General features: G+C 60.5%; 19 protein-coding genes, 1 tRNA gene and 1 other RNA gene. 8 read left to right on the top strand and 13 right to left on the bottom strand.

What is annotated here, in order from left to right; genetic code table 11:
- Window positions 1–38: 38 nt before the first annotated feature.
- From rnpB to cobC, 5 genes are all read right to left on the bottom strand, one after another.
- An RNA gene (gene rnpB, locus CFAEC_RS09595) (RNase P RNA component class A) lies at window positions 39–444 on the bottom strand.
- A 74-nt stretch (window positions 445–518) separates the two neighbouring features.
- Entirely contained in the window at window positions 519–1,739 is a 1,221-nt protein-coding gene (locus CFAEC_RS09600; RefSeq protein ID WP_290276355.1) for a bifunctional RNase H/acid phosphatase, read from the bottom strand.
- A 229-nt stretch (window positions 1,740–1,968) separates the two neighbouring features.
- On the bottom strand, window positions 1,969–2,688 hold the full coding sequence (locus tag CFAEC_RS09605; RefSeq protein ID WP_290276357.1) for a zinc ribbon domain-containing protein: 720 nt from the start codon (window positions 2,686–2,688) through the stop codon (window positions 1,969–1,971).
- A 528-nt stretch (window positions 2,689–3,216) separates the two neighbouring features.
- A complete protein-coding gene (locus CFAEC_RS09610; RefSeq protein WP_290276359.1) occupies window positions 3,217–4,359 on the bottom strand; it encodes a Nif3-like dinuclear metal center hexameric protein in 1,143 nt (380 codons plus the stop codon).
- The gene (gene cobC / locus CFAEC_RS09615) at window positions 4,356–5,474 is read right to left on the bottom strand and encodes an Rv2231c family histidinol phosphate aminotransferase CobC (protein ID WP_290276361.1); all 1,119 of its coding nucleotides are present in this window, start codon (window positions 5,472–5,474) and stop codon (window positions 4,356–4,358) included. Before cobC ends, CFAEC_RS09610 begins: the two co-directional genes overlap by 4 nt.
- 25 nt (window positions 5,475–5,499) lie before the next feature.
- Between cobC and CFAEC_RS09620 the strand changes: the two genes are divergently transcribed.
- From CFAEC_RS09620 to CFAEC_RS09630, 3 genes are all read left to right on the top strand, one after another.
- Window positions 5,500–6,168 (top strand): HAD hydrolase-like protein, encoded by a 669-nt coding sequence (locus tag CFAEC_RS09620; protein ID WP_290276362.1) that lies wholly within the window; start codon window positions 5,500–5,502, stop codon window positions 6,166–6,168.
- Window positions 6,155–6,655: a low molecular weight protein-tyrosine-phosphatase gene (locus tag CFAEC_RS09625; RefSeq protein WP_290276364.1), complete on the top strand. Its 501-nt coding sequence runs from the start codon at window positions 6,155–6,157 to the stop codon at window positions 6,653–6,655. Before CFAEC_RS09620 ends, CFAEC_RS09625 begins: the two co-directional genes overlap by 14 nt.
- A 71-nt stretch (window positions 6,656–6,726) precedes the next feature.
- On the top strand, window positions 6,727–7,791 hold the full coding sequence (locus tag CFAEC_RS09630; protein WP_435384228.1) for an SURF1 family cytochrome oxidase biogenesis protein: 1,065 nt from the start codon (window positions 6,727–6,729) through the stop codon (window positions 7,789–7,791).
- On the opposite strand, the gene cbiB is transcribed toward CFAEC_RS09630, so the two are convergent.
- The 3 genes from cbiB to CFAEC_RS09645 all read right to left on the bottom strand — a co-directional run bounded on the left by cbiB (window position 7,788) and on the right by CFAEC_RS09645 (window position 9,391).
- Window positions 7,788–8,702, bottom strand: a complete 915-nt coding sequence (cbiB, locus tag CFAEC_RS09635) for an adenosylcobinamide-phosphate synthase CbiB (RefSeq protein ID WP_290276365.1) — start codon at window positions 8,700–8,702, stop codon at window positions 7,788–7,790. The genes CFAEC_RS09630 and cbiB overlap by 4 nt on opposite strands.
- 77 nt (window positions 8,703–8,779) lie before the next feature.
- Window positions 8,780–8,852, bottom strand: a tRNA-Val gene (locus tag CFAEC_RS09640).
- Window positions 8,853–8,959: 107 nt separating this feature from the next.
- Window positions 8,960–9,391 carry a DUF3052 domain-containing protein gene (locus CFAEC_RS09645; protein WP_290276367.1) on the bottom strand — a complete coding sequence of 144 codons (432 nt, stop codon included), beginning with the start codon at window positions 9,389–9,391 and terminating at the stop codon, window positions 8,960–8,962.
- 737 nt (window positions 9,392–10,128) lie between these two features.
- Here CFAEC_RS09645 and aceE point away from each other — a divergent pair.
- A complete protein-coding gene (aceE, locus tag CFAEC_RS09650) occupies window positions 10,129–12,897 on the top strand; it encodes a pyruvate dehydrogenase (acetyl-transferring), homodimeric type (protein ID WP_290276369.1) in 2,769 nt (922 codons plus the stop codon).
- Between the two features lie 94 nt (window positions 12,898–12,991).
- Here the strand turns inward: aceE and CFAEC_RS09655 are convergent, their stop codons facing one another.
- Genes CFAEC_RS09655 through CFAEC_RS09665 form a run of 3 tightly spaced genes read right to left on the bottom strand, consistent with a single transcriptional unit; the run spans window position 12,992 to window position 15,709 of the window.
- Complete coding sequence (locus CFAEC_RS09655; protein WP_290276372.1) at window positions 12,992–13,783, bottom strand: ABC transporter ATP-binding protein; 792 nt, start codon at window positions 13,781–13,783, stop codon at window positions 12,992–12,994.
- Window positions 13,784–13,790: 7 nt separating this feature from the next.
- The gene (locus CFAEC_RS09660) at window positions 13,791–14,726 is read right to left on the bottom strand and encodes an ABC transporter permease (RefSeq protein WP_290276374.1); all 936 of its coding nucleotides are present in this window, start codon (window positions 14,724–14,726) and stop codon (window positions 13,791–13,793) included.
- On the bottom strand, window positions 14,723–15,709 hold the full coding sequence (locus tag CFAEC_RS09665) for an ABC transporter substrate-binding protein (RefSeq protein ID WP_290276376.1): 987 nt from the start codon (window positions 15,707–15,709) through the stop codon (window positions 14,723–14,725). The genes CFAEC_RS09660 and CFAEC_RS09665 overlap by 4 nt, the downstream gene beginning before the upstream one ends.
- A gap of 257 nt (window positions 15,710–15,966) precedes the next feature.
- Here CFAEC_RS09665 and CFAEC_RS09670 point away from each other — a divergent pair, with 257 nt between their 5' ends.
- On the top strand, window positions 15,967–16,725 hold the full coding sequence (locus CFAEC_RS09670; RefSeq protein WP_290276378.1) for a DUF1707 domain-containing protein: 759 nt from the start codon (window positions 15,967–15,969) through the stop codon (window positions 16,723–16,725).
- Window positions 16,726–16,730: 5 nt separating this feature from the next.
- Here the strand turns inward: CFAEC_RS09670 and CFAEC_RS09675 are convergent, their stop codons facing one another.
- Window positions 16,731–17,696 (bottom strand): alpha/beta fold hydrolase, encoded by a 966-nt coding sequence (locus CFAEC_RS09675; protein ID WP_353960128.1) that lies wholly within the window; start codon window positions 17,694–17,696, stop codon window positions 16,731–16,733.
- A gap of 118 nt (window positions 17,697–17,814) precedes the next feature.
- Here CFAEC_RS09675 and CFAEC_RS09680 point away from each other — a divergent pair, with 118 nt between their 5' ends.
- From CFAEC_RS09680 to CFAEC_RS09690, 3 genes are all read left to right on the top strand, one after another.
- Window positions 17,815–18,111 carry an acyl carrier protein gene (locus CFAEC_RS09680; RefSeq protein WP_290276381.1) on the top strand — a complete coding sequence of 99 codons (297 nt, stop codon included), beginning with the start codon at window positions 17,815–17,817 and terminating at the stop codon, window positions 18,109–18,111.
- A gap of 59 nt (window positions 18,112–18,170) precedes the next feature.
- A complete protein-coding gene (locus CFAEC_RS09685; RefSeq protein WP_290276383.1) occupies window positions 18,171–19,016 on the top strand; it encodes an HAD-IIA family hydrolase in 846 nt (281 codons plus the stop codon).
- 73 nt (window positions 19,017–19,089) lie between these two features.
- Entirely contained in the window at window positions 19,090–20,181 is a 1,092-nt protein-coding gene (locus CFAEC_RS09690) for an App1 family protein phosphatidate phosphatase (RefSeq protein ID WP_290276385.1), read from the top strand.
- A gap of 93 nt (window positions 20,182–20,274) precedes the next feature.
- Here CFAEC_RS09690 and CFAEC_RS09695 read toward each other — a convergent pair whose 3' ends face one another.
- Window positions 20,275–20,703 (bottom strand): hypothetical protein, encoded by a 429-nt coding sequence (locus CFAEC_RS09695; protein ID WP_290276387.1) that lies wholly within the window; start codon window positions 20,701–20,703, stop codon window positions 20,275–20,277.
- Window positions 20,704–20,805: the final 102 nt, after the last annotated feature.

The raw sequence follows: 20,805 nt of genomic DNA on the forward strand, positions 1-20,805 counted from the left end.
CGCTCCAATTGTTCCACAGCGCGAAAATACGTGCAGGGCGAATGAGTCGGTACATAAGCCGGATTCTGTTCCCACAGCTGTGGGCGGTGAACATCCATCTCGGATAGCCATCGCTGACTACCTCCAGCAGCTACCTGCAGGCTGGGCGAGCAGCCTTGAACGCCTGCACAGACACACCTTGACGGTGCATCCTCATGCCTTGCTCCCGGTGGGGTTTACCTGGCCAGATCAGTCACCTGATCTGCCGGTGCGCTCTTACCGCACCCTTTCACCCTTACCACCAGCCGAAACCGATGGCGGTCTACTCTCTGTTGCACTTTCCCGCGGATCGCTCCGGGTTGCCGTTAACAACCACCGTGCTCTGTGGAGTCCAGACTTTCCTCGGCTGATGCCTGGGTGATCCAGCCACCCGGTTCATCAGACGCGATCACCTTGACCGACTCATTCGCAACGTTTAACTCTACCCCTGCGAGGTGGATTACTGATAACCATCAGGTTGTCAGTGCGGCAGCGTGCTCTTAACTATCCAGGTGTGAGGTGTCGTTGAAGAGTCTCATACAGGTGGGCCCATCGGAGTAGAACTCCGCGATGGACAGGGAAGCCAGATCCAGGTGGGTCTTCTTGAAAAAGGCGGGACTGGCATCCAGTGACTGACGCAGAATCGACTTGATCGGTGTCACATGGCTGACCACCAACACGTTGGCGGTGCCATAGTCCTTCTCAATCAGCTGACGTGCCTTCTTCACCCGACGGTGCACCTGCTGGAGTGATTCCCCACCGGGAGGAGCCACCGAGGTGTCGGTGAGCCACTGCTGGTGCAGCTCCGGATCCGCTTCATTCGCCTCCGAGAAGGTCTTGCCGTCCCACAGCCCGAAATCAGTTTCAATCAGATCATCAATGATGCGCACCTCAAGTCCCACACGCCTGGCCACCGCCTCCGCGGTCTGGACACAGCGACGCAGCGGGGAACTCACGATCGCATCAATCCCACCGCGTTCAGCCAGTGCGATGGCTGCCGCCTCCACCTGTTGCTGCCCCAGTTCGGACAGCTCCGGGTTCGAGCGACCCGAGTACTGACGGGCCGCCGACATCGCGGTCTGCCCGTGTCGCAACAGGAGCAGGCGGGTGGGATCGGTGGTGGCACCATTCCAATTGGACGGTTTGGTATTGGGGCAGTTGAGGTCCTCTCCCTCCCGCTTATCGGAACCGGCGGAGTCCTCCATCCCAGTGGAGGTGGGGTCACTGGAGGGGATCAGGCCTGCGGATTCTGCGACTGCCTTGATATCGGCGACCACCGGTGTGCCATCGTCGATCGGGCCTTCCGGTTTACCCGCGGCAGCGGCATCCATGGCCACATTGGAGAGATGATCGGCAACTTTGTTCTTCTCACGCGGAATCCAGGTGTAGGTGACCTTGTTGATCCCCGAAGCTAATTTATTGGCCTCGATGGCCAGAACCTTCATATCCGGATGCTTGATCTTCCAGCGGCCCGACATCTGCTCCACCACCAGTTTGGAATCCATGAATACCTCAACCTCGGTGGCATCAAGTTCCCGCGCGACCCGCAGACCTTCGATCAGGCCCCGGTACTCCGCCACGTTGTTGGTGGATCTGGTGCCCACCACATAGGCGATCTCCCGGAGGATCTTCTCCTTGTTGTCGGTGTACACCACGGTGCCGGAGCCGGCGATACCGGGATTTCCGCGGGAACCGCCGTCGGCCTCGATAATCAGCTTCATTGAGAAATCATGTCCCTTAATGGTTCGGGGGCCAGGTGCTGGTCGCGATCATGCAACCGGCGCACCCATGGGCCCTCTAAAGTTGTGCCAGGCGTGCCGGCTGACCCCTTGCGGGAAACCAGCGCCCACTCCCCCGCAGTTTCCCCGGGGATGGTTCTCTGAGGTCTGCTTGAATCTGGCTTCACACCGTTTGTGGAACCACGGTTTTTGGAGCCCTGCTCACTCGAGACTAGGAGATATCGCGGATCAGGTAGGAACCGCACTCTGGACACTGTGGCAGTTCATCCGCTGGTGCATTGCGGATTTCAGACAGCAGACCAGCAGGCAGCACCATGGCGCAACCGCCACAGGACCGACCGTTGTACTGTGCAGCGCCCACACCGTTCTCATCGCGCTGCGCGTGGTACTCAGCCAGAGCCGGGGCAGGAATCTCCTGAGACAGGCGGGCGATCTTCTCGCGGGGATCCTCATCACCTGCGGCAGAGGCATTGGCTGCATCAAGTGCGGCACGTGCCTCCGCCACGATGCGCTCGGCATCCTTGGCGCGGGACTGTGAGAGGTCACGGTTGTTACGTAGTGCGTGAATCTCATTGTGAGCCTCCTGCAGCTCACTCATGAGGTCCGCAATGCGGGACTTCGCGGTGTAGAGATCGTGGTTGAGATCGCGGCGGCGTTCCTCATCAGTCTCTGCACCGAGGGCGTCCTGGCTGTCCTTCTTACGGCGGCGCAGCTTGCGCTCATCGGATTGGATACGCAGAATTTCATTCTCCATATCATCAACCACCATCTGTGCGGCTGAGGCGGCATCACGCAGGCGGGTCTGCTCCGCGAGTGCCTTATCCAGAGCATCCTGCTCCGGGGAGATTTTGCTGTACGCACCGGCATTGAGCGCACGCTCGGCGGTGGCCAGCTCGAGGAGGGTTTTTTGCTGTTGCTGATCTAGTTTCATCTTTTTCTCCTAAATAACTACTTAACTACACAAGCTGGCTGATCTTAGCCTCATGTCGGCAGCTGACTGGTGGGTGTGTCCACCTCGGAACGCAACCCCCTCGTCGGGAGCAGTCCGGTCCTTGGGTCACATCACGCGGCCGGTGGGTATCCGTGGCACTGTCCGGAAGTTTGGGATTCTGACAACGTTGGAAGTTTTTCTACCTGTTGTCCAGCATACGACGCGCCCACAACCACCGGACTGGCTGTAGTGGCTGCCTTCCCATTCCTTCTGCCATTAAAGTCTATGCACCTGCAGAGTGAAAACTACAGTCGACGGCGATCCTGATGCTGCCGCATCCTGATAATCCCGGCGCGCGCCCGCCAGGGCGGTGTCGGTGCCAGCGGTGGACACGCGCTCGCCGGCAAGCACGCGGGCGGATCCGAACTGGCCTGTCCAACACCCGCCTGCGCCAAGTCAGACAAGCTCCCAGCGCAAGCTTCAAGCAAGCACAGCCCCAAGCAAACGCAGGACCAGTGGTGAGCCCACCTATGCCTGAGGCTTCGCCGCCATCGTCCAGGGGTCAGTCCGGATGTTGAGGATGTCCACGGACAGTTCCGGGGCCTGATCCTCCAGGAGTTCCTGCACCTGGGATGTCCAGGGGAATTCGCTGGCCCAGTGGGCGGTATCCACCACGGCGGGGCCACCAGCGCGCAGGTACTCATCCACCGGGTGGTGACGGAGGTCAGAGGTGACAAAGACATCCACGCCGAGTCGCCGGACATCATCGAGGAAACTGTCACCGGAGCCGGAGGACACCGCCACGGTGGATACCATCTGATCAGGGTCGCCGGTGGCGCGCACTCCCCACACGGTGGCGGGCAGTTGATCGGCTACCTGCTGGACAAAATCAGACAGACGCATCGGTTCGGGTAGTTGCCCCACCCTGCCGAGGCCGTAGGCGGTCTCCAGCGGTGTGGTGGTGGGCATTTCCACAATGTCGAAACCGGGTTCCTCATAGGGGTGGGCGGACCGGAGCACCTCCAGAAGGTGTGCGCGCAAACGTCGTGGGGCCACGAACTCCACACGAAGTTCAAGGTCCCGGAAGAGTTCGTCCACGCTGCCCTCGGTGGGGTTGGCGTCACCGACCGGGCGGAACTGGCCGGTGCCGTTGAACTCGAAGGAGCATTCGCGGTAGTCGCCGATCTCACCGGCGCCGGCCTCAAAGAGGGAGCGTTTCACATGGTGGGCATCTTTCTCCATGACCTGCACACCCCATTTATCCATCGCATCCAGGTGACGCGGGGCGATGGGTCGTCCAGGGGTGATGCCCACCAGCTCTGCAAGTTTGTCATTTACTCCAGGGCGTGCTGAGTCAGCGTTGGTGTGGGCGGAGAACAAGGCGACCCCACCACGGATGAGGGTGTGGATGACCTTGCCCTTCGGTTCATCAGCAGCCACGGAGGTCACGCCTCTGAGCAGAAGCGGGTGGTGGATGATGAGCATGTCCACACCCAGCTCCACCGCACGGTCAGCGACCTCCTGGGTGCAATCCAGTGCAAGGGCCACCTTCTCCACCGAGGCAGCCGGATCACCGCAGATCAACCCCACTTTGTCCCAGCTCTCCGCAAGGGCCGGCGGATAGGCCTGGTCCAATATGTGGCGGATGTGGCCAACGGTCAGTTCAGTCACGGATTGCTCTCCTGGTCGTTGTGGGTGGGCTTAAGTTCGTCAATGGTCTGCAGCAGTGTTGCGACCTTGGCTGGCTCGCGTACTGCCAGTCGCCAGAATCCCGAGTCTAGCCCAGGGAAGGTGTCGCATCTGCGCACGGTGATGCCCCGCGCGGCCAGGCCCAGCCGGAGTCTGTCCGCGGCCTGCGCACCGCCCGGAGGCTGCACCAGCAGGTAGGGCGCGGCCGAGGGATGAACGGTGAAACCAGCCGCTTGAAGGGCCAGCACCATGGTCTCGCGATCACTCGCAATCCTCCCGCTGATTCCTGGGAGTTCGGTCTCACCCCGGCCTCCGGGTTCCATCACCGCACGGATGGCCAACAGCTGGAGGGTGCCCAGCGGCCACCGTGGGCGCCCGCCTGCCAGACGCGCCACTGTTTCGCGATCAGAGATGAGATAACCACAGCGCAGACCCGCCAGGGACCACGTCTTGGTCAGGCTCCGCAGCACGATCAATCCCGGCAGCTCCCCCACTCGGGAAATCATGGACTGTCCCTCGCTCACATCCAGAAATGCCTCATCCACCACGAGGTGGCGCCAGGGTTCAGCCAGCCGGGACAGCTCCTCCACCGGGTAGAGGCGCCCCGTCGGGTTCGTCGGGTTGCCGATCACCACCAGGTCCGCCTCATCATGCACACCACCGAAACCGAGCACCTCAACCGCCCGGTCAAGATCGAACGGTGGTGTGAGAATCACCCGGTCCACATCGATGCCGGCCTCCACGAGACAGGCCTCCGGTTCAGTGAAACCCGGATGGATGATCACCGGCCATGCGGGCCGCAGCTTCGTCAGCAGCGAAAACCCCTCAGCGGCACCATTGAGCAGCAGCACCTGGTCCGGCGACACCCCGTGCCACGCGGCCACAGCGGCGGTCGCCTCACGGTGCAGCTGATGATCCGGGTAGGAACCAAGCTTGTCGACGCCCTCCGCCACCACCTCCCGCAGCCACCCCGGTGGGGTGTCGGCCTGCACATTGACGGCGAAGTCCAGTTCAGCGTCAACAGCTGCCTGGTCTCCGTGGTAGCGCAGAGGATCATCGGGAAGGTCATCATGAGAAGTGGTGGTCACGCGCTTCATACTACTTTCTGGCAATGTTGGTGACGTGACTGATCAATCCTTGAAGACAATCCTGTTCGACCTGGATGGAACACTCGTGGATTCCTTCCCCGGAATCCGTGCATCCTTCATCCACACTCTTGAGGTCATGGGCTGGGACATCCCATCCGAGGAAAGGATCAATCGGATTCCCGGTCCGCCGATGGAACAGACACTCCAGAGCCTGGGCATGTCCCCGGAGCTGGCGAAGGAGGGACTGCAGATATACCTCGACCGCTATGGGGAGACCGGTTGGGAAAATTCAACCGAGTTTCCGGGGATGCGGGATCTGTTGGTGCGGTTGAAAGATGAGGGTTTCCGACTCTGCACCGCCACCTCCAAGGGTGAGTACTTCGCAGAGAAGGTCCTGCGCCGTTATGACATGTTCGATCTCTTCGAGTTCATGGGGGCCGCGGAAGAAAACGGCCCCCGGCGGGACAAGGCATCAGTGATCCGCCATGTGATTGACAGTGTCAAACTCACCGACGGGGATCCCCGGCTCCGCAATGTCCTGATGATCGGTGACCGTTCCCACGATATTGAAGGATCAGCCCACTTCGGTATCGATTGTGTCGCTGTAACCTGGGGATATGGAACTCCGGAGGAATGGGCCACAGCCCGCTACACCGTGACAGATGCTGAAGAACTGGAGAGGATCATCCATGACTGGGTCTGAATTCAACCGGCCGTTGGAGATAGTTTTTGTATGCACGGGTAATATCTGCCGCTCCCCCATGTCGGAGATCATTGCCAGGAAGAAAGCGGAGGAAGCCGGGTTGGGCAACGATGTCATCTTCTCCTCCTGCGGCATGGGTGATTGGCATGTCGGCCAACTAGCCGACCGCCGCGCCATCGCAGAACTCCGGGCTGGCGGTTATGACGGTTCCACCCACCGCGCAGCCCAGCTGGGTCCCGAACACAAACGTGCTGATCTCTTCGTCGCCATGGATTCAGGTCATGCCCACGAACTGGCCGCCGCAGGAGCTCCGAATGACAGAATCAGGCTCCTCCGGTCCTTCGACCCGGAATCAAACCCCACCGATGATGTCGCTGATCCCTACTACGGCACCGACAGGGATTTTTCCCTCGTGCGGGAGAACGTGGAGAATGCCATGCCTGGTGTGCTCGAATGGATCACACTTCACTCCGCTGACCGCGGCTGATCCTGGGGTTTTCAGGTAGAAGTCGAACTTTCGCTTAGGTCTTTACAACATTTGGTTCTAAGGTGTGAGTTGTGGAAAGCAAGGTGACGGGCCCGGATAACGGGCACAGCGACAGTACCCGGGACCGAAGTGTGCGCACCCGCTATTCAGAAGGCGGGGCGACCACCATCGGCAACAAACCTGACGGCAGTCGGAGGAAGCCCAGAGGTGGGTTGAAGAAGTTCCTCACACCGGGATGGTTTCTCTCCCTGGCGGTGATCATCACGTTCTCCTACGCGGCTTTCACCATGCTCGCCCCATGGCAGCTGAACAAGGATGAAGACATCACCCAGCGCAATGTTCAGATCCGCGAGGGTTATGAGCGCGAGGTTGTCCCCTACTCCGAGGTCTTTGATGCCGACGGCCACGTACTTCCGGAAAATGAGTGGTACCGGGTCTCATTGACAGGGCAGTACCTCCCGGACAATGAAGCGCTGCTGCGTCTTCGTCCGGTGGAAACCACCCCGGTGTTCCAGTCCCTGACGCCCTTCCAGCTGGACGATGGCCCAACCGTGTTGATCAACCGTGGTTTCGTCATCTCTGAAGGCACCATCGTGCCGGAGATGTCACCTGCACCGTCCACCCCGGTCACCATCGTCGGGCTCGCCCGGCGCAATGAGGTCCTGCCGGATAAACAGCCCCTGGAAGACAGTGGTTACCAGCAGGTTTATGGCATCAACACGCAGCAGGTGGGTGATGTCGTGGGGCTCGACCTCGGACAGGATTATGTGCAGCTGCTTGAGGATCAGCCAGGTGTGCTCAATGCCATGCCGATCCCCCAGCTCGATCGCGGCAGTCACCTGTCCTACGGCATGCAGTGGATCGCATTCGGTGTGATGGCGCCGCTCGGCCTGGGTTATTTCATCTGGGCTGAACTTCGCGAACGTCGACGCGACAAGGCTGAGCGCGCGGAGATGTCGGTGCAGACCGCACACGCTGATGAAGAACCAAGCCTCGCGGTTGCTGCCGCACCTTCCGCGTCCCTGTCGTCCCCAGCCGCACCCGCCACATCAGAACACCGCCGTCGTTCCAGGTACGGGGACCAGCACCCGGATCATTACCGTGACATGGCTAAACGCCATGAGGAGCGGTTCTAACTCCTTCTCAGTATGATTGCCAGCCCCGTGGATACCACGGCGCTGGCAATCTGTGTTTTACGGGCCAGCACCACAGCCCGCCTGACTGTTGCCACATCGGGTGTGGGGCCGCGGCCCATCTCCGGACGGTGTTCCACCCCGTGGGCGTATTCGGTCCGGCCGCCCAGGGTGACTCCCAGAGCCGCCGCAGCGGTGGCTTCCACAGGGCCTGCATTGGGACTGGGATGATGCGGTGCATCCTCACGCCAGGCCCGCACCGCCTCCGCTCCCCTGCCCTCGACTGCAGCTATTCCGGTATGGATGATCGCCGTGAGCCGGGCGGGGAACCAGGCGGCCAGGTCATCGATCCGGGCCGATGCCCATCCGAAGTCCCGGTAGCGGTCGTTTCGGTAACCGACCATGGCATCGAGGGTGTTGATACACCGGTGGGCCACCACTCCGGGTGCTCCCGCCACCCCTGCCCAGAACAGCGAGGAGGTCGCGGCATCGGAGGTGTTCTCCGCCAGGGATTCGACCGTGGCGCGGGCGATGCCCGGGGCGTCGAGAAGCTCAGGGTCGCGGGAGCACAACCACGGCACCAATTCGCGGGCTTTTTGCGTGTCTCCGGCATCGAGCCGGCCTGCCATCCGTTCACCCGTGCGTTCCAACAGAGTCCCACCCAGTGAGGCCCACAGCGCCAGCGCCGTCATGGTGATCGGCCACTTGCGGTGCAGCATTGCTGTGACCGCAACGGGTGGGATCACCGCGGCGCCCCAGAACAGCGCGCCCCGGCCCCTGGAACCGCGGTACAGGCGGTTTTCCAACCAGGACACATATGATCCGTAGATGGCGACTGGATGCACTGCCCCAGGCGGATCAGGGATTATGCGGTCTGCGACTGTGCCCAGAACGATGCCCACCGCTGGGGTCATGATGCCTCCGGATCCTGGTAATGAAAAAATGCAGGCCACCCGAAGCGATGAACTCCGATGACCTGCATTTATACTTGTGCGCCCTGACGGGCTCGAACCGCCGACCTGCTGGGTGTAAACCAGCTGCTCTTCCAGCTGAGCTAAAGGCGCGCACGTGCCACGCGGATCACGTGACCCGCTGAAGCAACGAGGAAGATATTAACACACCACCGAGCAGAGCTAAAAATCAGCCCCTCCAGTGGCGCATTCCCACAAACTTAGGCCTTCTTGGTGCCGCGTTGAACCAGGCAGGACCCCTGCCATGAGCCGAGGCGTTCGGCCTTGGTCTGCACCAGGCCGGCCAGCTGCGCGGATTCGGAGATCACACCCGGAGCAAGCGCGCCGTCCTTGCCAATCCCAGGCGTGAGTAGCCACACACGGCCATTCTCCGCGAGGGAACGGATGGCGTCCACGAGTCCGTCGACCAGGTCGCCGTCCTCCTCGCGCCACCAGAGCAGCACAACATCGCACAGCTCATCGGTGTCCTCATCGAGGAGTTCCTCGCCGATGACCTCCTCGACAGACTCACTGATCAGCGAATCACAATCTTCATCCCATCCGATCTCCTGGACGGACTGACCCGATTCAATGCCGAGTAGTTGAGCATAATCCTGGGCACCTTGCTTAACTGTGCCCGGAGCGTCGGCCACTGTATGTTCCTCCTGTGAATTGAACCCTCAATAAAGATATGGGGCGATTCACACTAGGAACCACCTCCAGAGGGCTATTTACGTTTACATCAAGCACATTACCGCGCACGGTGCCGAAGTTCCCATATTTACTGGCAATTATTTCGGAATCTCCCCCGGAAAGTTGAAGAATATCCTTTCGACGGATGACCAACATACTCATGTCGGACCACCTACCAACATCTTTTCAGTGGATCTGAAAGGAGCGTCCCAGCGACATCAGACCTCCTTTTTATTCGCCCCCGACCCGAACGTGAGAGAAACTTCACATTCCACCAAACGCCTTTCCACATAGCGGAAAGAGGGCGAGGTGTGTCTTTGATTACACCAGTTGTTTCCTCCGAATAAGTACCTGATTTTTCCACACATCGCTACACAACGACCCTCAGAACAAGCGCTTCAACCGCATAACCCCCACGCCTCAGCTGGCAAAACCCGCGCATCTGCAAGGGTTTGTTAAACCAAAGCCACATTTGTGCGTATCCTTGTGTCAACTTGTGTGCGTACCGTCGCCACCTTTCCTCATGGAATGTAGATACGTCGGAATGAACCATCACGGCTTCTTCTGAAAGGCCACCGTCTCTCACCGGACAGGTGGATTTCCCTGCGACCTACTCCCCATGGGGTTCTACGGAGACGGTCACCGGCCCAGCCGGTCGCATGAACGAAATTAAGACATTCCAACAGGAGGTGTGGAAATGGCCAATCAAGCAAAACTTGGTGGCAAGCCCACGGATGACACCAACTTCGCGATGATCCGTGACGGTGTTGCATCTTATTTGAACGACACCGATCCGGAGGAGACCAACGAGTGGATGGATTCCCTCGATGGTCTGCTTCAGGAGTCCTCTCCGGAGCGTGCTCGCTACCTGATGCTGCGTCTGCTGGAGCGAGCATCCGCCAAGCGTGTTCCGCTTCCGCCGATGACTTCCACCGATTACGTGAATACGATCCCAACTTCCATGGAGCCGGACTTCCCCGGTGACGAGGAGATGGAGAAGCGCTACCGCCGGTGGATCCGCTGGAACGCCGCGATCATGGTGCACCGCGCACAGCGCCCGGGCATCGGAGTCGGTGGACACATCTCCACCTACGCCGGCGCAGCCCCTCTGTATGAAGTCGGTTTCAACCACTTCTTCCGCGGCAAGGATCACCCAGGTGGCGGTGACCAGATCTTCTTCCAGGGCCACGCCTCCCCAGGCATGTATGCCCGCGCCTTCATGGAGGGTCGTCTCACCGAGGAGGACCTGGACAGCTTCCGTCAGGAAGTCTCCCACGAGGGTGGCGGAATCCCGTCCTACCCGCATCCTCACGGCATGCCCGACTTCTGGGAATTCCCAACCGTCTCCATGGGTCTTGGCCCAATGGACGCCATCTACCAGGCCCGCTTCAACCGCTACCTCCACAACCGTGGCATCAAGGACACCTCTGACCAGCACGTCTGGGCATTCCTCGGTGACGGTGAGATGGATGAGCCGGAGTCCCGTGGCCTCATCCACCAGGCTGCGCTGAACAACCTGGACAACCTGACCTTCGTGGTCAACTGCAACCTGCAGCGCCTTGACGGCCCTGTGCGCGGAAACACCAAGATCATCCAGGAACTTGAATCCTTCTTCCGTGGTGCCGGCTGGTCCGTGATTAAGGTCATCTGGGGTCGCGAGTGGGACGATCTGCTGGAGAAGGATCAGGACGGTGCTCTCGTCGAGGTCATGAACAACACCTCCGATGGTGACTACCAGACCTTCAAGGCAAACGACGGTGCCTATGTCCGTGAGCACTTCTTCGGCCGCGATCCCCGCACCGCCAAGCTGGTCGAGGACATGACCGATGATGAGATCTGGCGTCTGCCACGCGGTGGACACGATTACCGTAAGGTCTATGCCGCCTACAAGCGCGCCCTGGAGACCAAGGATCGCCCAACCGTGATTCTGGCCCACACCATCAAGGGTTACGGCCTCGGTCACAACTTCGAGGGCCGCAACGCGACCCACCAGATGAAGAAGCTGACCCTCGATGATCTGAAGCAGTTCCGCGATAAGCAGGGTCTGCCGATCTCCGATGAGGAACTGGACAAGGATCCCTACCTGCCTCCGTACTACCACCCGGGTGATGATGCACCGGAGATCAAGTACATGAAGGAACGCAGGAAGGCTCTCGGCGGTTACCTGCCGGAGCGCCGCGAGAACTACGAACCACTGAAGGTTCCACCACTGGACAAGCTGCGTTCCGTACGTAAGGGATCCGCGAAGCAGCAGATCGCCACCACCATGGCCACGGTGCGTACATTCAAGGAACTCATGCGCGACAAGGATCTGGCTGAGCGTCTGGTCCCGATCATCCCGGATGAGGCCCGCACTTTCGGTTTGGACTCCTGGTTCCCGACCCTGAAGATCTACAACCCGCACGGTCAGAACTACGTGCCGGTCGATCACGACCTCATGCTGTCCTACCGTGAGGCCAAGGATGGCCAGATTCTCCACGAGGGCATCAATGAGGCAGGTTCCGTCGCATCCTTCATTGCGGCCGGCACCTCCTACGCCACCCACGGCAAGGCCATGATCCCGCTGTACATCTTCTACTCGATGTTCGGTTTCCAGCGCACCGGCGACAGCATCTGGGCTGCCGCTGACCAGATGGCACGTGGTTTCCTGCTCGGTGCCACCGCTGGTCGCACCACGCTGACCGGTGAGGGCCTCCAGCACATGGACGGTCACTCCCCGATCCTGGCATCCACCAACCCGGGCGTGGAGTCCTACGACCCGGCGTTCTCCTACGAGATCGCGCACCTGGTCCACCGTGGCATCGACCGCATGTATGGCTCGAAGGATGGTGAGAATGTCATTTACTACATCACCATCTACAACGAACCGACCCCTCAGCCTGCTGAGCCTGAGGATCTGGACGTCGAGGGTCTGCACAAGGGCATCTACCTCTATTCCGAGGCTGAGGGCGAGGGCCACCGGGCCTCCATCCTCGCCTCCGGTGTGGGTATGCAGTGGGCACTGCGTGCCAAGGAGATCCTGGATGAGGATTACGGCATCAAGGCCAATATCTTCTCCGCCACCTCCTGGACCGAACTGGCCCGCGATGGCGCACGTCGCAACCTCGAGGCACTGCGCAACCCAGGCACGGACATCGATGAGCCGTTCGTGACCACCCAGCTGAAGAAGGGTTCCGGCCCGTACGTCGCGGTCTCCGACTTCGCCACCGATCTGCCGAACCAGATCCGTGAATGGGTTCCTGGCACCTACACCGTTCTCGGTGCAGACGGTTTCGGATTCTCCGACACCCGCCCCGCCGCGCGTCGTTATTTCAACATCGACGCCGAGTCCATCGTTGTGGCTGTCCTGCGCGGCCTGGCCAGCGAAGGCACCATCGATGAGTCCGTGGCAGCCCAGGCAGCTGAGAAGTTCAAGCTGTCTGATCCGACCTCGGTCACCGTGGATCCGGATGCTCCCATCGAGTAACTTCGGTAAAAAGCACCACCACGCTTGACCCAGAAAACCCAACCGGCGCATCTCGCTCCGGTTGGGTTTTCTGGGTTTTCAGGTGAGGGTTTGGTTATCCCAGCATCGACTTGTCCGAGAGCGTGGCTCCCTTGATGTTGGCGAACTCCTGGAGCAGATCACGCACGGTGAGTTTGCTCTTGGTCTCCTGATCAGCTTCATACACGATGCGTCCTTCGTGCATCATGATCAGCCGATTACCCAGGCGGATGGCCTGTTCCATGTTGTGGGTGACCATGAGGGTGGTCAACCCACCTTCGGCGACGATCTTCTGGGTCAGGGTGGTGACCAGCTCCGCACGCTGGGGATCCAGGGCGGCGGTGTGTTCGTCGAGAAGCATGATTTTGGGCTGGGTGTACCCAGCCATGAGCAGGGACAGCGCCTGGCGCTGCCCACCGGAGAGCAGACCCACCTTGGCGGTGAGGCGGTTCTCCAGGCCGAGCTCCAACTTGGCCAGTTCCTGTTTATACAGCTCGCGTCGCTTGGAGGTCAGCGCGGAACCGAGTCCGCGGTTCTTGCCGCGCAGCAGCGCGAGGGACAGGTTTTCCTCAATGCTGAGGTTGGGGGCGGTTCCCGCCAGTGGGTCCTGAAACACCCGGCCCACGAAGCGGGCACGCTTATGCTCGGACATCCTGTTCACGGTGGTCCCGGCGATGGTGATGGTGCCGGAATCCATGAAGAGACGACCTGAAACCGCGTTGAGCAACGTCGACTTTCCCGCGCCATTGGAGCCAATGACGGTGACAAAATCACCCTCCCTCATCTCCAGGCTGAGATCAGTGAGCGCTTTGCGTTCATTGACGGTGCCCGGGAAGAAGGTCTTGCTGATGGTGGATATGGTCAACATGGATGAATCAACCGTCCTTTCCAACAGTCAGGGGCTCTGTGGGTTTCTCAGTGGCCACCGCTGCCGCTGGGATCGCGGGGGACCTCCGGAATCTGGAGGTCATTCCCTTCCAGCGTGGCAGGAGCAGCGCGATGATCACCAACAGTGCCGTGATCGCCTTCATGTCATTGGGATCAAGACCAACGCGCAGCGCCGCGAAAATGATCAGGCGGTAGAGGACCGCACCGATGATCACGGCGATGATGGCCATCCACACCCGACGCTGACCCAGCAGCGCCTGGCCGAGGATGACAGAGGCCAGACCAACGAGGATCAGGCCGATGCCCATGGAGATATCGGCGAAGCCCTGGTACTGCCCCACCAGCGCACCGCACATGCCCACAAAACCATTGGACAGGGCGATGGTGAACGTTTTGGTGAAGTCGGTGGACACACCGAAGGACTGCACCATGGGACCATTGTCTCCGGTGGCACGCAGTGACAGACCGAGGTCGGTGTTGAGGAACCACACCACCACGGCACCGAGCAGCACCACGGCGACCAGGAGGATTCCCGGACCAGCCCAGGTGCCCAACAATCCGGCGTCACGCAGCGGGGTGAAGATGGTGTCCTGCCGGAGCAGGGGCACATTGGCACCGTCCATGATGCGCAGGTTGATGGACCACAGGGCGATCATGGTGAGAATACCGGCGAGCAGTCCATCGATCTTGCCCTTGGTGTGCAGCAGACCGGTGATCAGGCCCGCGATGAAGCCGGTGACAAATCCGGCAAGCGTGGCCGGGACGGGATGCCATCCGGCCATGATCGCCATCGCCGCGGTTGCCGCACCGGTGGTGAAGCTGCCGTCGACGGTGAGGTCGGCGAAGTTGAGAACACGGAAGGTGAGGTAGACCCCCAGTGCCATCACACCGTAGATGAGTCCGACTTCAAGGGCGCCGATCATACGCGCTCAGCCTTGTCCAGGACCTCCTGGGGGATTTCCACACCCTGGCGCTCAGCGGCGTCCTCGTTGATCACGTAGGTGAATTCGGTGGCGGTCTCCACAGACATGGTTGCTGGATCAGCACCATCCTGGAGGATACGCAGTGCCATCTCACCGGTCTGGCGACCGAGCTCGGTGTAATCGATACCGAGGGTGGCAACCGCTCCGCCTTCGACGGTGCCGGATTCAGCGGCGATCACGGGGATCTGGTTCTGCTCTGCGATCTGGACGAGGGAGGCGATTCCGGAGACCACCATGTTGTCGGTCGGGACGTAGATGGCATCCACATCGCCCAGTGCGTCCACGGCCTGCTGGATCTCATTGACGGTGGTGACGGTCTGGGTCGAGACCTCGATGCCAAGGGGGCCCGCAGCCTCTTCGACAGCATCCACCTGTACCTGGGAGTTGACCTCACCGGAGGCGTAGACGATGCCAATGTTCTGGACACCTGGCACCAGCTGCTGGAGGAGCTCCAGCTGCTCATCGATCGGCGCCACATCGGACGTGCCGGTGACGTTTCCGCCCGGGCTTTCATTGGAATCGACGAGTTCAGCGGATTCCGCATCGGTGACCGCGGTGAAGAGAACCGGGATATCGGTGATGTTCTGGGCGGTCGCCTGTGCGGCCGGGGTGGCCACTGCGAGCACAAGATCCAGATCATCGGAGGCGAACTGCTGGGCGATGGTCAGGGCGGTTCCCTGCTCACCGTTGGCGTTCTGCTCCTCAAAGGTGACATCCACACCCGCGTCGTCAAAAGCCTGCTTGAAGCCGTCGGTGGCTGCGTCGAGCGCAGGGTGCTGCACCAGCTGGTTGATGCCGATGGTGTAGGACTCCCCACCCTCGGAGGTGGCGGTGGTGTCATCCGACTCGTCGGCGCAGGACGCCAGGGCGAGCGCGCCGACGGTCATGATGCCGGCGAAGATCTTCGAACGGGAAGAGAACATGGCACATCTCCTAATAAATTTTTCTAAGGGCCCGAGGGGTGTTTTATGACTATGACTCAAGAAACACCAGTGTGAGATGATTCTCACCTTTGAACTTACTGTCCCCGTAGGTCATATGGGTAAATCCGAGGGGTGTGTGGGTGCCCCAGGTGAGCACCGCAGTTAAACGTGAGCGTGGACAGCATGAAGAGGCCGCCGAAGAGACTGCGATAAATAGACGGCACGGAAAGTAGCGCGACGCTAGAGTGGTATCCACCATGAACGTGCCATCAAGAAAGCCCAGTGACTCTGACCGCGAATTCCTCCAGGCTGAACTCACCCGACTCGTCGGGCAGGGTCGCCTGGATCTGACCACCTACCAGGATCTGGTGGATATCGTATGGTCAACGGACAATAACACTGATCTGATGCAGATCCGTGCCCGCTACTTCGGTGGGCCGCCCGTTCAACAGCAGGGTTCCCCGGTTCCCCCGCAGCCCCTCCCCCAGCACTACCAGCAGCCGCCGCAGCAACCTCCGGCGCAGCATCATCAGAACTACCAGTATGGGCACCCCAACCAGCCGCCCCATCCCCATGCTCCTGATGGGATCCCGATGGGGCAGCACCTGGGACACCCCCATCAGTACACCGCGGTACCCCACCAGGACGTGGAGCAATCCACCATGAGCAGCATCAAGAAAACCGGTGAATGGGTCGTCCCCGGATATTCCTCCTACAAGCTCAATGGTTCGGATCTGCACCTGGATCTGCGCAGGGCCACAGCCTCGGCACCGGTGGTGACCATTGACATCTCCATGAACATGTCGGCGGCCACCATCGTGGTCCCACCGGGTGTGCACGTGGATGTCCAGATCGCCAGCAAGAACTGGTCGGAGTTCCATGTGGACACCACCAATCCGATCCCGGGCGCTCCCCGGGTGATCCTCACCGGGGTGTCTCGTGCCTCCACGCTCAAGGTGATCACCAAGAGCCCGAATGAGCCCCTGGGATTCTGGGAGCAGGTCTTCGGCAAGTAAAAGCTTCAGCCTTCCAGCACGTTGCGGAGAAGATTGTGGATGGTGTTGTTGAGGATGCCAGGGGCCTCCAGCGGCAGCATATGCCCCGCCCCTTCCGCGATCTGGCACCTGGCCTCCGGCCATAACTCGCAGATCCGCTCGGACTGACTGAGCGGTGTGACATCATCATTCTCCCCGGCGAGGACATAGCCGTGGATACCTGACATGGCTTCGGCGGCATCCAGCTCATCATGGTCCTGCAGGTCATCGAAGAACCCGACGAAGGTATCCAGAGGCGTCTCATGGATCATGGCGGCATGGAACTCCACCACCTGATCATTGATGGGGCGTTTGAACACCGCGGTGGACAGGGCCGGGGCGATGAACTGGGAGGCATAGTGCCGGAATGCCTCGGCATCATCGGGTGAGGCCTCGGTGACATCCCGGACCTTCTCAGCGATCGGAGAGGCCAGGATCTGTGGCAGTCCCTGTGCGGAGAGTGATTCGATGGAGGTGGCGGCGAGAATAACACCGGCGATCCGCTCACGCAGCTCGGGATCAGCACGTTTGACCAGGTTGAGAGCAGTCAAGCCCCCGAGGGAATGTCCCACCAGGATGAGTGGCCCCTCCGGCGCGTGGGTGGTGATGGCTGCGAGGACATCATCAGCGGTGCCGTCAATGGTGCAGGACTCCGGCGCAACACGTCCGGTGCGGCCGTGGCCGCGGGCGTCGATAAGCAGGCTTTTAACGTGCGGGAAGTGCGCGCGCAGGTAGTCAACCTGCATGTAGAACACCTCGGCGGCGAGGGTGAAGCCGTGGATGAACACCACGGTGGCCTCTGCGGCCGGGGGGCCGACCACGTAGGTCTGGATCGGGATGCCGCCGGATTCGACGACGGTTTCCACGTCAACGTGCACCAACCCGGGCCGCCGGGTGTGGCTGTGCAGCGCGGCGTGTTGCAGCGCTAATCGACGCCTGCCTGACTGTGTCAGACGTAAAGCTGTGCTTCGTGCATACGACCGTAACCGGATGGTACCCATTGCCATGCCCTTCAGCGTACAAGGGGAGCTGACTGGCTCACATGCGGGCATGTCGGTAACTTTAAGTGATATGAGCCTGAACCCCACCCCGAATGATGCCGATGTATCTGACTCCCAGTCCGGTACACAACAGACGCTGACCACCCTGATCACCATTTTGTCCGATGTAGGTGGCGTGGACAGCGATGACATCACCACCGACTCGCGCCTGCGTGATGATCTGGCCATCAGCTCCCTCAACCTCATCGAGGCTGTCGTACTGGTGGAGGACGCCTTCGGCGTGCGCATCGAAGATGCCGATGTCCAGGGGTTTTCCACTGTCGGTGATGTGATCACCTTCGTGGAGACCCACCGTCCCGCCGCCTGACACTGTTAGATATTTCATAGCCTCCGGACAATGCGCCGCTTTGGGAGCACAATGGTCTTATGACTGTGAATATCTCTTATCTCACCGATATGGATGGCGTCCTCATCAGGGAAGGCGACATGATCCCCGGTGCGGACCGGTTCCTGCAGGCGCTGACCCACAACAACATCGAGTTCATGGTGTTGACCAATAATTCGATCTTCACACCCCGTGATCTCTCCGCACGCCTGCGCTCCTCCGGTCTGGAGATCCCACCGGAGCGCATCTGGACCTCCGCGACCGCCACCGCCCACTTCCTGAAATCACAGATGAAAGAGGGCACCGCCTACGTGGTGGGTGAATCCGGTCTCACCACCGCACTCCACACAGCAGGCTGGATCCTCACTGATTCCAACCCTGATTTTGTGGTCCTGGGTGAGACCCGCACCTATTCCTTCGAGGCGATCACCACCGCCATCAACCTGATTCTGCGCGGTGCCCGCTTCATCTGCACCAACCCGGATGTCACCGGCCCTTCCCCCACCGGAATCCTGCCGGCCACCGGTTCGGTTGCCGCCCTCATCACCGCCGCCACCGGCGCAGAACCCTACTTCATCGGCAAGCCCAACCCCGTGATGATGCGCAGTGCGCTCAACACCATCGGCGCGCATTCGGAACACACCGTCATGATCGGCGACCGCATGGACACCGATGTGATCTCAGGCCTGGAAGCCGGCATGCGCACGGTTCTGGTCAAGAGCGGGATCTCCGATGAGGCGGAAATCAAACGCTACCCCTTCCGCCCCACCATGGTGGTTGATTCCATCGCCGACATCGCCGAAAACTGGGATGACCCCTTCGGCGACGGATCCTTCTTCGAGGATGATCCGGCAGAAAAGGCCACCGGTTTCTCCGAGGAGAGCTGATATCTGAATGAATTATTGTCCCCGCCGGTGTTGTTTCCTGCGCATCGGCGGTGCGGTGTCTACTGTCTAGAACATGGCGATATCAGACATTGTGCGCAAGGGCGAGAATGCCTCTAACCGGGCCGCCATGAAATGGTCCACCGGCAAAGGGTGGATCCCTGAGGTGACAGGTTTCTCCGGTTATGGAACCGACCGACGGATCCGGGTACTCGCGAGGGTGCTCATGACCAACCCGGACAAACCGGAGAGCATCCCCTCCGGGGCTGAATACCAGTCACCGGTGTCCCTGGGTAAACAGGCACAGCGCGGGTGGCGCCAGTTCTTCACCATCCAGATCCCCGAACACCCCGTGCGTGTGAGTATCGGCGATACCATCGTGGAGACCCACACCGATTCCAACGGTTACCTTGACCTGCTCATCGAGGACCACGGTTTGGCTACCGGTTGGCACGATGTGACGGTGCAGGCCGAGGGTGCACAACCAGCCACGGCGCGGGTGCTCATCGTGTCCCCTTCGGCGCGACTGGGGCTGGTCTCTGATATCGATGACACCGTCATGGTCACCTGGCTTCCCCGCGCCCTGTTGGCTGCCTGGAATTCCTGGATCCGCCACACCAACACCCGCCAACCGGTTCCCGGCATGGCTGAGTTCTATGCCGAGCTGCTCAAAAATGACCCGGACGCGCCGGTGTTCTACCTCTCCACCGGGGCATGGAACACCTTCGAAACACTGCGTGGCTTCCTGACCAGGCATAACCTCCCCGACGGGCCGATGCTGCTCACCGATTGGGGCCCCACCCCCACCGGGCTATTCCGTTCAGGACAGGAGCACAAGAAGGTCCAACTGCGTAACCTCTTCATTGATTATCCGGACATCAAGTGGATTCTCGTCGGTGATGATGGGCAGCATGACCCGCTGATCTTTGATGAGGCCGTCGCTGAGCATCCGGACCGGATCGCCGGTGTGGCCATCCGCGAACTCTCCCCCGGGGAGCACGTGTTGTCCCATGGCACCACCGGTGCGTTGTCCACCATCACCACCAATGGCGGGCAGGGTGTGCCAGTGGTACACGGCCGCGATGGTCACGAGCTTCTTGAGCATCACCGGTCCAAGCCGTTTCCCCTGACCGTGGATCCAACCGGCTCAGCAGAATCCGAGAGGTGACTCATTAAGACAACAGTCCTGCGACGCCTCCCCCTTCCTCTAGGGAGGCGCCGCAGGACTGAGTCCATTCCCCCTGGTGTAACCCGAATGCGTCTAATCGACGATGCGGAGCTCAACCTCGAACCTGTGTTCATCCGCCAGATTAACCAGCATCTCCCTCAGATAAGAGAGTTCGCGTGGTGTTCCGGTGATCACCTCACGACACTCGACGAGGCCGAGCTGAAAAGGATCACGACGCCAGGCCGTGAACCAGTGTGCGGTGAGCGGGTCCGACCCCGAGGCGAAAAGCTCGGAGGGACTCGGAATACACACAACCATTGCTGCTTCCACGGTGGAGCGCAGCGCACAGGGCATCCCACTGATGGTGAGAACAGCGGTCTGCGCAGGCTTTGCCACGTCTTCATAAGAACCAGCGACGGAGGTCTTCAGTTGGGGTAGCCCCATGTCCTCCCAGAAGTCTGCCGAAAGCAGTTCCGCCTGATGACGGGTCCGGGTGGGCACGGTTAATGCGTTGTTCGTCATGTCGGATTCCTTCGGCAACACTTGACAACCCCCGACTCTCCAGGATGGATTCCCCCAGAGCCGGGTGTTGTAAGACGAGGATCGTCTTCCCCAACGGCCTCG

The sequence above is a fragment of the Corynebacterium faecale genome (genome assembly GCF_030408735.1).
Classification (GTDB): Bacteria; Actinomycetota; Actinomycetes; order Mycobacteriales; family Mycobacteriaceae; genus Corynebacterium; species Corynebacterium faecale.